Raw genomic sequence first — 12323 nt, forward strand, 5'->3', positions numbered from 1 at the left:
TCAGAGCAATCTGACGGATGCTCTGGAGGAGTGGCAGGTTTTATTCCGCTTTTGGTTTGAGTTGATAGCCTATCTCTGCTACAGCTTGGATGAGTGCTTCGTCCGAAGCCGTGCCGATGATTTGAGCTTCGGCATCTTCGAGCGACACTGTGGCTTGGGTCACTCCCTCCACTCCGAGAATAGCGCGTTCCACGTGGTTGCGACAGTGATTGCAGGTCATGCCTTCCACGGCAAACTTGCGCACGAGGGTGGCAGAAGAAGATGATTGGTCGATGGTCCACTCCGTTTGTGGATGGAGTTTTCTCCACAGTGGAAGCGCGATGAAGACATAAATCAAAAGCGCACCAAGGAGGAGCGTGCTTGCCCATTGAAACCACGGAGTTTCTATGTGGCAGCTAGCTTCTGTAGGTACGGCAAAGTGGGTGAACCATGTGCGTGGGAGCGCATAGTCGATGAGGAGTGCAAAGCCCACTGCGCCGAGAATAAGCGATGCAAGATAGACGATGAGATTGCGACGTCCCAAGGCGCGATGCACCACTAGCACAGAAGCCATGTTGGCTGCTGGACCTGCCATGAGGAGAATCAGAGCTGCACCAGGCGAGAGCCCCTTGAGCATGAGCGCGGCTGCGATGGGTATGCTTCCAGTGGCGCAGACATACATAGGGATGGCGATGAGCAGCACCACAATGTAGCTAAGGAAGGGAATTTCTGCGAATTGCACAAAAAAGTTGTCGGGCACAAAGAGGGTGATAAGTCCAGCAACGACCAAACCCATCAAAAGCCATTTGCCAATGTCGCGCAACATGTCGACAAACCCATAGCGAAAGGCGATGCTCAGTTTTCCAAGAAAGGAGGGTTGTTGCGCCTCGATGGTGCAGGTAGCTCTGCTGATTTCAGCCTCTACTGCCGCTTTCTGAGCTTCAGTTTCGAGGGAGGCAAATCGATTCACCATCATTCCGCCAAAGACAGACGTGACCAGTGCTGCCACAGGACGAACTATCGCAAAAGGAAGTCCGAGAAGTGAGTAAGTAGCAAAGATACTGTCCACTCCCGTTTGAGGAGTGGCGATGAGGAAGGCGGTGGTGGCTCCTCGAGAAGCTCCTTCTTTGCGCAGCGACATAGCCGTGGGAATCACCCCGCATGAGCAGAGGGGTAGGGGAATGCCGAAGAGCGAGGCATAGAGCACGGAGCGGAGGTCATTTCCGCTGAGATATTGGCTGTAGAGTCGTCCAGGCACGAAGGCGTGCATCAGTCCTGCGATGAAGAAACCGAGGAGGAGATAGGGCGACATCTCGTGAATGAGGTGGATTATTTCTTGCATAAGTTTAGTTTTTTATGTAGCATCTCAAGATGCTGTACTAAGGTAGAGGGGGCGAAAGGAAGACTCTAACGTCTAATCTCTATTTCCCTGCAAAGTTACATTTTTGTGGATAATCAGGCTGATTCTGCGTAATAAATGGTTTTAATGCAGTGTAAAATACCTATTTTTGTAGTCGTTTCTCTATAATCTTTTATTCAACTCTGCGCACTATGTACACGATTCACAACCAAACCATCGACCAACACCTTTTGTCGCTCGCGCAACGTGGCAATAGGGAGTTCAACCAACGCTTGCATCCCAACATTCCTGGTGTGCTGGGAGTGCGTATTCCCGATTTGCGCAAACTGGCGAAAGACATCATCAAAAGCGGCACGCAAGAAGATTATTTGCAGGAAGCCGAAAGGTTGGCAGCGCACTATGTTGCGCTGGAAAAACTGCGTGAGTCTGAACAAAAGAATGGAGCATCAGTGCAACCAGAAGTGGATTTCGGATGGATGGAAGCCCGAACCCTACATGGACTTGTGCTGAGTCAATGGCGTGTCACCGACGTGGCAGACTATTTGCAACGGGTGGCGCGATGGGTGCCCAGTATCCACAGTTGGTCGGTCTGCGACATCTTTTGTTTTTCGGGTGGCAAACGCTGGGTGGCAGCGCATGAAGCGGAGGTTTGGTCGTTCATCTTGCCCTATTTCTCGGCACAGCGCACCTACGAAATTCGTTTTGCTGTGGTGATGGGATTGCAGTATTTTGCCAAACAGAGCCATCTAGCACCATTTTTGGCGCAACTTGCTGCCATCACTCACGAAGACTACTATGTGCGCATGGCAGTGGCGTGGGCGGTAGCGGAATGTTTCACGCATTGCCCCGAAGATACGCAAGCGTGGTTGGCACAAAACCTCCTGCCTGCATGGACACACAACAAGGCAATTCAGAAGATTCGCGAGTCATATCGCATTGATGCGGAGACCAAACGCGAATTGCTCTTGCTCAAACGTCCGGTGGAGAAGATGTAATGGCGGTGGTGTCTTAACTGAGGTGCGACACATCGACACTATCCACGGACATCCTTTGTCACAAAGGTGAGCAATGGGGGGATTTCTCCTGATTTGGCACAAAAAACAGGGTGTTTCATAAAGAGCAAACTGCTGTGTTTTTTTCGATAATCAGCTTTGGTCACGTACTTCAGTACGCTCCCTTCAGCCTCCATCTCAATGCCTTGCATTTTATCCCTTTATAAAACACCAAAAGGAGATGTTGCAAAACTCGTTTTTGCAACATCTCCTTATCTTTGGAGCTCAGTGTTTGAAGAGCTATGTAAGTCTTCAGCGTTGAGCTTGGGTTATAGGGAAGTGCGGGAGATTACATCATGCCGCCCATGCCACCCATGCCGGGAGCACCCATGGGCATTTCGGGAGTATCTTCCTTCTTGTCGCAGATTACGCATTCTGTGGTGAGGAACATACCAGCCACTGATGCAGCATTTTCAAGTGCCACGCGAGTCACCTTGGCAGGATCCACAACACCCACTTCGCGAAGGTCGCCATACGTGTCGTTCTTTGCATTGTAACCGAAGTTTCCTTCGCCTTCGCGCACCTTATTTACGACAACTGCGCCTTCCACTCCTGCGTTCTTGCAGATTTGACGGAGAGGTTCTTCGATGGCACGGCGAATGATTTGGATACCCGTGTTTTCGTCAGCGTTGTCGCCAGAGAATCCTTCGAGAGCTGCTTGAGCGCGGATATAAGCCACGCCACCACCGGTCACGATACCTTCTTCGACAGCAGCGCGAGTGGCGCAAAGTGCATCGTCGCAACGATCTTTCTTTTCCTTCTGTTCGGTTTCGCTAGCCGCACCCACTTGGAGCACGCACACACCACCAGAGAGTTTGCCCAAACGTTCTTGGAGCTTCTCCTTGTCGTATTCAGAAGTGGAGTTCTTGATTTCGTTCTTGATTTGTTGGATACGTTGTGCAATAGCGTCTTTTTCGCCATGTCCGTCCACAATAGTCGTGAAATCCTTAGAAATACTCACTTTGTCGGCTGTGCCCAACATGTCGATTGTGGCTTGTTCGAGCTTCAAACCCTTCTCTTCGCTGATCACTACACCGCCAGTGAGCACAGCAATATCTTCGAGCATGGCTTTGCGACGGTCGCCGAAGCCAGGAGCTTTCACAGCGCAAATCTTTAATTGTGTGCGCAAGCGGTTCACGACGAGAGTGGTCAATGCTTCGCTGTCTACATCTTCAGCAATAACGAGGAAAGGACGGCCGCTTTCTACTGTAAGTTTGAACACGGGCAAGAATTCTTGGAGGTTGGAGATCTTCTTATCGTAAATCAAGATGTGTGGATTCTCCATTTCGCAAGTCATCTTCTCAGGATCCGTCACGAAATAAGCAGAGAGATAACCACGGTCGAACTGCATACCCTTCACGGTCTTGAGGACAGTGTCGCGACCCTTGGCGTCTTCGATGGTGATCACGCCATCTACAGACACTTCGCGCATACCATCGGCAATGAGCTTACCGATTTCAGCATCGTTGTTGGCAGAGATAGTGGCTACTTGTTCGATTTTGTCGTAGTTGGTACCCACTTGTTCTGCTTGCGCTTTGATGCTTTCCACCACTCTGCCCACAGCCTTGTCGATACCACGCTTGAGGTCGAGAGGATTAGCACCAGCAGCCACGTTTTTCATGCCTTCGGTGAGAATGGCTTGTGTGAGCACGGTGGCAGTTGTGGTGCCATCACCTGCATCATCACCCGTCTTAGAGGCTACACTCTTGACGAATTGTGCACCAGCGTTTTGGAAAGGATCTTCTAGTTCAATCTCTTTTGCTACGCTCACACCGTCTTTGGTGATGCGAGGTGCGCCAAATTTCTTTTCGATGACCACATTGCGGCCCTTAGGACCGAGGGTTACCTTCACTGCGTTAGCCAAGGCGTCGGCACCTTGACGGAGAAGTTCACGAGCGTCTACGTCGTATTTTATATCTTTTGCCATTGTTGTATGCTATTTTTGAGAGAGTAATAGGAAGAAGTAGGGGAGGGAGTGTGTAATGCTTAGACTTATTTCACTACAGCCAAGACTTCACTCTGACGAACGATGAGGTATTTTTCGTTTTCTACTTCGATTTCTGTGCCAGAATATTTGCCATAAAGCACGATATCGCCCACTTTGAGCACCATTTCTTCGTCTTTTGTGCCTTGACCTACTGCCATCACTTCGCCCTTGAAAGGTTTTTCTTTGGCTGTGTCGGGAATGATGATGCCACCGATGGTCTTTTCTTCTGCGGGTGCGGGCTTGATGAGCACGCGATCAGCTAGAGGTTGGATATTCATTGTCTTATATCTTTATGTGTTTTGAAATGCAATGAGAAATTGTCGATGCTTCTTCGACCTCTTTTCTTTGTTTTTCTCGTTGGGGAGATTAGAGTACGCAGCAAATGCTTGCTTTGTTGCTTTCATAAGATGCAAAGTTCCTGCCAAACTTGTTTTTTCTTTTATAAAAACGACATTTTGTCAGTTACAGTCTGCATGAAAAGTAGGCGATTGAAAAATGTATCTGCTGAATGAAATAGTGAAAGGTACAAAAAAAACTCAGGGGGACCAAGGCGAAACTATTGCGTTATCTTCGAAATTAGCTTTGGTCACATACTTCAGTACCTTCCCTTCACCCTCCCTCTCAATGCTTAGCATTTATTCCTTTGTCAAACAAAAAAGGAGATGTTGCAAAACTCGTTTTGCAACACCTCCGTTTATGCTGGAAGTGCAAATAGCACTAGAAAGGGAGCAGGATTACTTCTTGTCGCAGCTCTTTTTGTCGCCACAACCTTGTTCGCCGCAGCAACCCTTCTTTTCGTTGCATTCCTTTTTGCAGTCGTTCATGCAACCCTTCTTGCAAGATTTCTTGTCTTCCTTCTTGCAGCACTTTTTGTTGTCCTTTTTGTCTTCTTTCTTGCAGCACTTCTTGTTGTCTTTTTTGCAGCAAGTTTCCTTTTTGTCAGCTTGCTTCACGTCTTGTGCAGCAGCATTGAGACCGAAAGCGAGGAGCGCAGCGAATGCAAGGCATTTAGCCGCAGCGTTTGCATTGAATAGTTTCATGTTGTCTTTTTTTTGTGGTTGTTGAATGTTATTTGTCAGATAAATCTGTTTTACTCTGGCAAAAGTATGTTTTTCTTCTAAGACTTCCAAGAAAAATCTCAAAGAAAATTCGAGAATTTAGGTTGGAAAACATTCTGGACGCTCAAAATTGCGCGATAAGCAACTTGAGTTGCTAAAATGAGGTTTCCCAAGGTGCTGCCGAGCCTTTACAAATTTCTTATTCTTCTTCCCGAGCATACTCTATAGCTCTGTTGATGTAGTTGAGGAAAGGTGTCGTAGTGCTAAAATATTGTGCCAAGCGTTCAGGGAAATCGTCTGCAGTGATCTCCTCTGTGCTAGGAGCAAAGGCTAGACAGAAGCTCTTCAATCGCAGGTATTCGCTCCAAGGTGCATCGGCAGGAAAGCCTTTAGGATTTCGTTTCAGCTCATTGATGTGCAGGAGTTGAAAGCGATTATCGGCTGTTTCACGCACTAGTTTGTCGAAATCGCCTTCGCCGTCCATGATGTCTTCTCGAAGGATGCGAAGTGCTTTGGGCTCGATGCAGTAATGCCCTGGGGCAACGATGTGCTGCGATTCCCAATGAATGGATCCGAAGTCTGCGGCATTGTCATCGGCACCCAACTGGAAATAATAGCCAGAAAAGCCCGATTTCTTACCGCCACGCGCAATGAATAAGCCCATGTGTCCTTTGTAAGGGCGTTTATCTGCCGAGAAACGGGTGTCGCGTTGGATGCGATAGGTCACATCTTTTGCCGTTAGTCCAGCCACGGTGGGGTCAAACTGGGCTATCTGCGCAATCATGGTTTCGGCAAAGGCATGGAAGCGGGCTTGTGCTGCCTTGTATTCCTCTTTGTGAGCGTGAAACCACTCCCGATTGTTGTTGGCTTGGAGCTGTTGAAGGAAGTTGATGACAGATTTCATAGAAGAGTATAATCTAGTAGTTTGGGATGTTGTCTGAAAAGGTGGATAGCCTTATTATATAAATGTCTATTACCTTATGCTAGAAGTCTATCGCCCTATTATAATTGCGTGAGCAAATGCGCGCAAGCATCTTCGCAGAGGTCAATCACGAGGTCGAAATCAGCCAAAGTGCCGTAGTAAGGGTCGGGAATTGACGTGAAATCAGGATGCGCTGTGAGATTGTCGGAGAGCAACACCACCTTGTTCATCAAATCTGGTTCAGGGCATTTTTCGCGCAGTCTGCGGAGATTGTCTGCATCCATGGCAACGATGCAATCGAAGGTGCGAAAATCTTCTGCCGTCATGGGACGAGAGTGGTGTGTGAGTGCGTAGCCACGTGCTGCCGCTTGTTGGCGCATGCGATGATCAGGGAGTTCGCCCTCGTGATAGTCAATCATTCCTGCCGAATCTATGATGGGAAAATCGGCAGTGCGATGCGCTTTTTGAACTTCTTGGCGGAAAACTTCCTCAGCCAACGGAGAGCGGCAGATGTTGCCCAAACAAATAAAGAGAATATTCATAAGTGTCTAGTGAGTATGTGCTTGAACTATAATACAAAGATACGAGATTTTTTTGAGGTGCTGGTGCCTTTCTTATGAGAAACAGAAGGTCTATCCAAGAAACCGCGCGGAATACGGGCGAATCCTCCTGCGATTTTGTATCTTTGTAGGCAATTATCGTTGGATAGATGGCCTAATTGATTTGATAGGTACGTACCTCTCCACTCTTTTTCTCCTTATGTTTAGAATACCATTCGCACTCGTCTTCCTCCTTTGTGTTGGTGCTTTCTCCTTATCTTCGCCTGCGAAAACAGAACATCTCCTTCCTCGTCCGCAACAACTCACCAAGCAGGCAGGGTATTTCGTCTTGCAGCGTGCCTTGCGGTTGGACGATGCTACAAATACTCCACTACTTCGCAAGGTGCTCACCGACAATGGCGCCACCTTCTCCGAGAGTTCCGCTGCTACGGTGCACGTTGTGATGGACAAATCGCTCAATACCTTCGATTATCCTCTGGCAGGATTTGGCAACGAAGGCTATCGTTTGGATGTTTCTCCCAACAGAATCACCATCACTGTGGCTGAGCCCATCGGCGTGGTGCGAGCGGCACAAACGCTGCGCCAACTGGCGTTGGGCACCGAGGGCAGTCCACAAGTGGAAACGCTGACGATGACGGATTTTCCAGCCTTCAAAGTGCGTGGCGTGATGCACGATGTGGGTCGGTCTTTCATTGCTATCGAAGAACTAAAGCGACAAATTGATCTGTTGGCGCAGTTTAAGCTCAATGTCTTCCATTGGCATTTGACTGAAAATCAAGCGTGGCGCTTTGAAGTCAAGGCTTTCCCTCAACTCACCTCAGCAACTTCCATGACGCGCTTCCCTGGAAAGTTCTATACTCAGGCAGAGTGTCGCGAATTGGAAGAATATGCTTATGAGCGCGGTGTGACGATTATCCCCGAAATCGATATGCCCGGTCATAGCCAAGCCTTTGTTCGCGCCATGGGACACGATATGCAGACCGAGCAAGGCATGCAAGAATTGCAAACCATCCTAGAGGAAGTTGCAAAAGTCTTTGTGCGTGCGCCTTATATTCATTTTGGGGCTGATGAACATACGATAACCTACCCGAACTTCCTCAACACGATTATCGACAAAATCCATAGTCTGGGCAAAAAAGCTGTCGTGTGGAATCCCATCAATGGAGTGGCTATCCAAAATCACAAGGTGGACATGACACAGATGTGGAGCACACGCGGAAAACTCGTGAAAGGCATTCCCAATATCGACTGCCGTTACAACTATATCAACCACTTTGACGTCTTTGCCGACCTAGTGGGCATCTACAAAAGTAGCATTTATTATGCGGCGCGTGGGAATGCCGAAATCGCAGGTACGATATCTTGTCTGTGGAACGACCGCAAACTCCCCACACAAGACGACATTTTGACGCAAAACAACTTCTATGCCAACGCACTTGCCTCTGCGGAACGCGGATGGATAGGAGGAGGCAAAGCATATATCGAAAAGGGTGGGGTGATGCTTCCGTCTTCTGGCGAGGAATATGAGAAATTTGCCGATTGGGAACGGAGATTCCTCTATCACAAAGCCACTACTTTGCAGCAAGTGTCCATCCCCTATGTGCGCCAAACGAATGTGCAGTGGGCCATCACCGAGGCTTTTCCCAATAACGGCAACGCGGCGATGAAGTTTCCCCCAGAAACAGAAGGCTTGAAGAGTAGTTACATCTATCAAGGGCGGACATACACCACAGGTTATGCCACTGGAGCGGGTATCTATCTGAGGCACACGTGGGGAGAAGGCACGATCCCTGCTTATTATGCCCAGCCGAAGGAGAACACCACGGCTTATGCTTGGACGTATGTCTATTCTCCCAAAACGCAAGATGTAGGGGCGCTCATAGAACTCTATAATTACGGCCGTTCGGAGAAAGATTTTGCCCCCGACAACGGACATTGGGACAGAATGGGCGCAAGGATTTGGCTCAACGATGCGGAAATCCTGGCTCCCGCTTGGAAGAATGCAGGGAAAATTTCCATGAGCAACGAAGATTTGTTGGAGAATGAAAACTTTACGGCTCGTCCTGCCATGCCACTCTCCCTCAAAAAGGGCTGGAACAAGGTGCTCCTCAAACTTCCCTTCAATCCGAATGGCACGCGCCTCAAAAAATGGATGTTTACTTTCGTGCTCACCGACAAGAGTGGTCGCAATGCACTGGAGGGAATTGTCTATTCTCCAAGTAAGCACAAGCGAGCTGTTGGCAAGTCTCGCCGTCGCGCGATGTGATTTCTCAAACTAGATGAGATGTTTTCTCAAACTAGATGAGGCGATAATAATGTAGAAGAAGAGGGGCACAAAGCTCTTTTCATCAAGACTCACTCAAAAAATAATGGGGCAATGCGCAGTATGTCGCATTGCCCCATTGTGGTGAAGTTGCAAATGAAAGAGAAACTAGGGATTTCGCAGGAGATGAGGTGCGAAAACAGCCCTAGTTAAAGTGAATTTTGTGGAAAAAATGTCGGACTATCAGGAGGATATACCGAAGAAATCGGATGATGCATCGAACTAATTGGAGTACATGTTGAATCATTACGATTGCACCTCAAACAATTACGATTACACATCAAAGATTCTCCAAATACGATAGTTCACATTGTGGTCAAACACGTCCGTTTGTTCGCGAAGTTTCACCCATTTTACGATGCGAATGGTGATGGGCAGGACGATAATTTCATAAAGTGTCTTAGCCACAATCTGCACCGCCATAAGTTTGAGCATCTCCGTCACAGAGACCAAGCCCCAAAATGCGATGGGGAAGAAAATCAGTGAGTCGCCTGTCTCGCCCACTAAGGTGGAAACTACGGCGCGGATGGAGAAATGCTTACCGCCATCTGAGATTTTCATGCGACTCATCACCCAAGCGTTGAGAAACGAGCCAATGATGAAGGCGATGAAGCTGGCGCAAGCGATGCGCGGAGCTAGTCCGAAGACAAAATCAAAGTGTTCTTCCCCTTTCCAGAAGGGAGCTGCAGGGAGCAACACGGCAAGTCGTCCGATGGCAACAACGAGGAAGTTCATGAAAAATCCCAGCCAGATGAGCAGGCGCACCTTGCGGTAGCCCCAAACTTCGGCGACAACGTCGTTAATGATGTAAGAAATAGGAAAAACTAGAAAACCTGCGGTCATGGAAATTGGACCAATTTGCACCAATTTCGTTTCAAACAGATTAGATGCCACGAGGCATACACAGAACACCACGCTCAGCACTAAGAGCGAAAGGCTCACATTTTTTGAAGAGGACATAAAAAAGTCTTGTTTTTAGAGTGGTTAGCAACTACACTTTGCCACCTTCTTCCACCGCCGTGGGCAAGGCGGAAGAGGCAACAGGTGTGCAAAGATACGAATTTCTGACCAAATAAGTTGCACGTTCCCAGTATAGTTGTGCAAAGACGACGGAAAATTGGATTTCTATGTGGAGAATCGCGCGAAATGTCCTTGTGTAGCACAGAGACTTTCAAAAGAAAATCGTATCTTTGCCACAAATATTAGATTAGCCTAAGATTGCACCAATCGATAGTGGGAGAGGGAAGCTCTGAAAATCTCAAAACCCGCGTGAAACGCTCCGTCAGCATAGCCGAAATGAGCGTGTGTCGAAACAGCGCATCTTACAGATTTGAACACATTTCCTATGAATATCCTCGAACTCAGTGAGCAAGAGATTGCTCGTCGCAAGTCACTCGATGAGATTCGTGCCCTTGGCATTGACCCTTATCCCGCAGCTGAATATCCCACCAACGCTTTTAGCGATGAAATCATCGAAAACTTCCGCGATGAAGACGAACCCCGTGAGGTTTGCATCGCTGGTCGCATGATGAGCCGTCGCGTGATGGGTAAGGCTACCTTCCTCGAACTTCTCGATTCTCGTGGACGCATCCAAGTGTATATCACACGCGATGACATCTGCCCCGAAGAAGATAAGACTCTTTACAACTCTTTGGTGAAGAAACTCCTCGATTTGGGCGACTTCATCGGTGTGAAAGGTTTCGTCTTCCGCACCAAAACAGGGGAAATCTCTGTGCACGTGCGCGAATTGACCCTTTTGGCGAAGAGTTTGAAGCCACTTCCCAGTCCAAAAGAAAAGGATGGCGAAGTGTTTGACGCTTTCGAAGATCCCGAATTGCGCTATCGCCGTCGCTATGTTGACTTGATTGTGAATCCCAATGTCAAAGAAACCTTCTACAAGCGCGCAAAGGTAATCACCACTATGCGTAGCATCTTGGACCAAGCTGGCTACACTGAGGTAGAAACTCCCACACTCCAGAATATTCCTGGCGGTGCTTCTGCGCGCCCCTTCATCACGCACTTCAACGCTTTGAGCCAAGAGATGTATTGCCGCATCGCTACTGAGCTTTATCTCAAGCGTCTCATCGTGGGTGGCTTTGAAGGTGTCTACGAAATTGGTAAGAACTTCCGCAACGAAGGTATGGACCGCACGCACAATCCTGAGTTTACCTGTGTAGAACTCTATGTGCAGTACAAGGACTACAACTGGATGATGGAATTCACCGAACGTATGTTGGAGCAAATTTGCATCGCGGTGAACGGCAAACCCGAAACAGAAATTGATGGCAAGGTGATTAGCTTCAAAGCTCCTTATCGTCGTCTCCCCATCCTCGAGGCTATCAAGGAAGAAACTGGCTATGACCTCAACGGAAAGTCGGAAGAAGAAATCCGCACCATCGCTGAAAAACTCGGCATCGAGGTGGATGAGACCATGGGTAAGGGCAAGCTCATCGATGAAATATTCGGCGAAACCTGCGAAGGCAAGTTCATTCAGCCCACCTTCATCACGGACTATCCTGTGGAAATGTCGCCCCTCACCAAAATGCACCGCAGCAAACCTGGTTTGACCGAGCGTTTTGAATTGATGGTAAATGGTAAGGAGTTGGCAAATGCTTACTCAGAGTTGAACGATCCCATCGACCAAGAAGAGCGTTTCGTCGAACAAATGCGCCTGGCTGACAAGGGTGACGATGAAGCAATGCTCATCGACCAAGACTTCCTCCGCGCTCTCCAATATGGCATGCCTCCTACTTCTGGCATCGGCATCGGCATCGATCGCTTGGTGATGCTGCTCACTGGCAACACCACTATCCAAGAAGTGCTCTTCTTCCCACAAATGAAGCCCGAGAAACTCCCTGCTAAGGACAAGGTTGAGGCTTATCTTCCCCTCGGCATCCCAGCTGAGTTGGTGCCCGTGCTGCAAAAGGTGGGCTACTATCTGGTGCAAGACCTCAAGGATGCCAATCCTCAGAAGATTCAACAGCAGATGGGCGAGGTTATCAAGAAGTATCAACTCGAAATAACCAAACCTTCTGTGGCTGACATCGCAGCTTGGATTGAAGCCCTTGGTGCATAAGCACAT

Annotated in this window: 10 protein-coding genes; 3 read left to right on the top strand and 7 right to left on the bottom strand. The window is 48.5% G+C overall.

The window, feature by feature from the left end; all coding sequences use genetic code 11:
- Nucleotides 1–40: 40 nt before the first annotated feature.
- Entirely contained in the window at nucleotides 41–1321 is a 1281-nt protein-coding gene (locus tag BQ2633_RS10435; RefSeq protein ID WP_075566938.1) for an SO_0444 family Cu/Zn efflux transporter, read from the bottom strand.
- Between the two features lie 209 nt (nucleotides 1322–1530).
- On the opposite strand from BQ2633_RS10435, the gene BQ2633_RS10440 reads away from it, so the two are divergent.
- Entirely contained in the window at nucleotides 1531–2334 is an 804-nt protein-coding gene (locus BQ2633_RS10440) for a DNA alkylation repair protein (protein WP_075566939.1), read from the top strand.
- A gap of 346 nt (nucleotides 2335–2680) precedes the next feature.
- On the opposite strand, the gene groL is transcribed toward BQ2633_RS10440, so the two are convergent.
- The 5 genes from groL to BQ2633_RS10465 all read right to left on the bottom strand — a co-directional run bounded on the left by groL (nucleotide 2681) and on the right by BQ2633_RS10465 (nucleotide 6900).
- Complete coding sequence (groL, locus tag BQ2633_RS10445; protein ID WP_075566940.1) at nucleotides 2681–4318, bottom strand: chaperonin GroEL; 1638 nt, start codon at nucleotides 4316–4318, stop codon at nucleotides 2681–2683.
- A gap of 65 nt (nucleotides 4319–4383) precedes the next feature.
- Entirely contained in the window at nucleotides 4384–4656 is a 273-nt protein-coding gene (locus BQ2633_RS10450; RefSeq protein WP_075566941.1) for a co-chaperone GroES, read from the bottom strand.
- Nucleotides 4657–5112: 456 nt separating this feature from the next.
- Nucleotides 5113–5418 carry a hypothetical protein gene (locus BQ2633_RS10455; RefSeq protein WP_083234075.1) on the bottom strand — a complete coding sequence of 102 codons (306 nt, stop codon included), beginning with the start codon at nucleotides 5416–5418 and terminating at the stop codon, nucleotides 5113–5115.
- A 217-nt stretch (nucleotides 5419–5635) separates the two neighbouring features.
- Nucleotides 5636–6340 (bottom strand): DUF2461 domain-containing protein, encoded by a 705-nt coding sequence (locus BQ2633_RS10460; protein WP_075566943.1) that lies wholly within the window; start codon nucleotides 6338–6340, stop codon nucleotides 5636–5638.
- Between the two features lie 98 nt (nucleotides 6341–6438).
- Nucleotides 6439–6900: a low molecular weight protein-tyrosine-phosphatase gene (locus tag BQ2633_RS10465; RefSeq protein WP_075566945.1), complete on the bottom strand. Its 462-nt coding sequence runs from the start codon at nucleotides 6898–6900 to the stop codon at nucleotides 6439–6441.
- A 217-nt stretch (nucleotides 6901–7117) separates the two neighbouring features.
- Between BQ2633_RS10465 and BQ2633_RS10470 the strand changes: the two genes are divergently transcribed.
- A complete protein-coding gene (locus BQ2633_RS10470; RefSeq protein WP_075566947.1) occupies nucleotides 7118–9184 on the top strand; it encodes a family 20 glycosylhydrolase in 2067 nt (688 codons plus the stop codon).
- 330 nt (nucleotides 9185–9514) lie between these two features.
- Here the strand turns inward: BQ2633_RS10470 and BQ2633_RS10475 are convergent, their stop codons facing one another.
- Nucleotides 9515–10201, bottom strand: coding sequence for a queuosine precursor transporter (locus BQ2633_RS10475; protein WP_075566948.1), 687 nt, complete (start codon nucleotides 10199–10201; stop codon nucleotides 9515–9517).
- Between the two features lie 385 nt (nucleotides 10202–10586).
- Between BQ2633_RS10475 and lysS the strand changes: the two genes are divergently transcribed.
- Nucleotides 10587–12317, top strand: coding sequence for a lysine--tRNA ligase (gene lysS, locus BQ2633_RS10480; RefSeq protein WP_075566949.1), 1731 nt, complete (start codon nucleotides 10587–10589; stop codon nucleotides 12315–12317).
- Nucleotides 12318–12323: the final 6 nt, after the last annotated feature.

This window comes from Ihuprevotella massiliensis (genome assembly GCA_900095835.1).
GTDB classification, from domain to species: Bacteria; Bacteroidota; Bacteroidia; order Bacteroidales; family Bacteroidaceae; genus Alloprevotella; species Alloprevotella massiliensis.

Excerpts from the sequence above, each read along its gene's own strand:
- BQ2633_RS10435 (WP_075566938.1), bottom strand. The coding sequence starts at position 1,321 with ATGCAAGAAATAATCCACCTCATTCACGAGATGTCGCCCTATCTCCTC.
- BQ2633_RS10440 (WP_075566939.1), top strand. The coding sequence starts at position 1,531 with ATGTACACGATTCACAACCAAACCATCGACCAACACCTTTTGTCGCTC.
- groL (WP_075566940.1), bottom strand. The coding sequence starts at position 4,318 with ATGGCAAAAGATATAAAATACGACGTAGACGCTCGTGAACTTCTCCGT.
- BQ2633_RS10450 (WP_075566941.1), bottom strand. The coding sequence starts at position 4,656 with ATGAATATCCAACCTCTAGCTGATCGCGTGCTCATCAAGCCCGCACCC.
- BQ2633_RS10455 (WP_083234075.1), bottom strand. The coding sequence starts at position 5,418 with ATGAAACTATTCAATGCAAACGCTGCGGCTAAATGCCTTGCATTCGCT.
- BQ2633_RS10460 (WP_075566943.1), bottom strand. The coding sequence starts at position 6,340 with ATGAAATCTGTCATCAACTTCCTTCAACAGCTCCAAGCCAACAACAAT.
- BQ2633_RS10465 (WP_075566945.1), bottom strand. The coding sequence starts at position 6,900 with ATGAATATTCTCTTTATTTGTTTGGGCAACATCTGCCGCTCTCCGTTG.
- BQ2633_RS10470 (WP_075566947.1), top strand. The coding sequence starts at position 7,118 with ATGTTTAGAATACCATTCGCACTCGTCTTCCTCCTTTGTGTTGGTGCT.
- BQ2633_RS10475 (WP_075566948.1), bottom strand. The coding sequence starts at position 10,201 with ATGTCCTCTTCAAAAAATGTGAGCCTTTCGCTCTTAGTGCTGAGCGTG.
- lysS (WP_075566949.1), top strand. The coding sequence starts at position 10,587 with ATGAATATCCTCGAACTCAGTGAGCAAGAGATTGCTCGTCGCAAGTCA.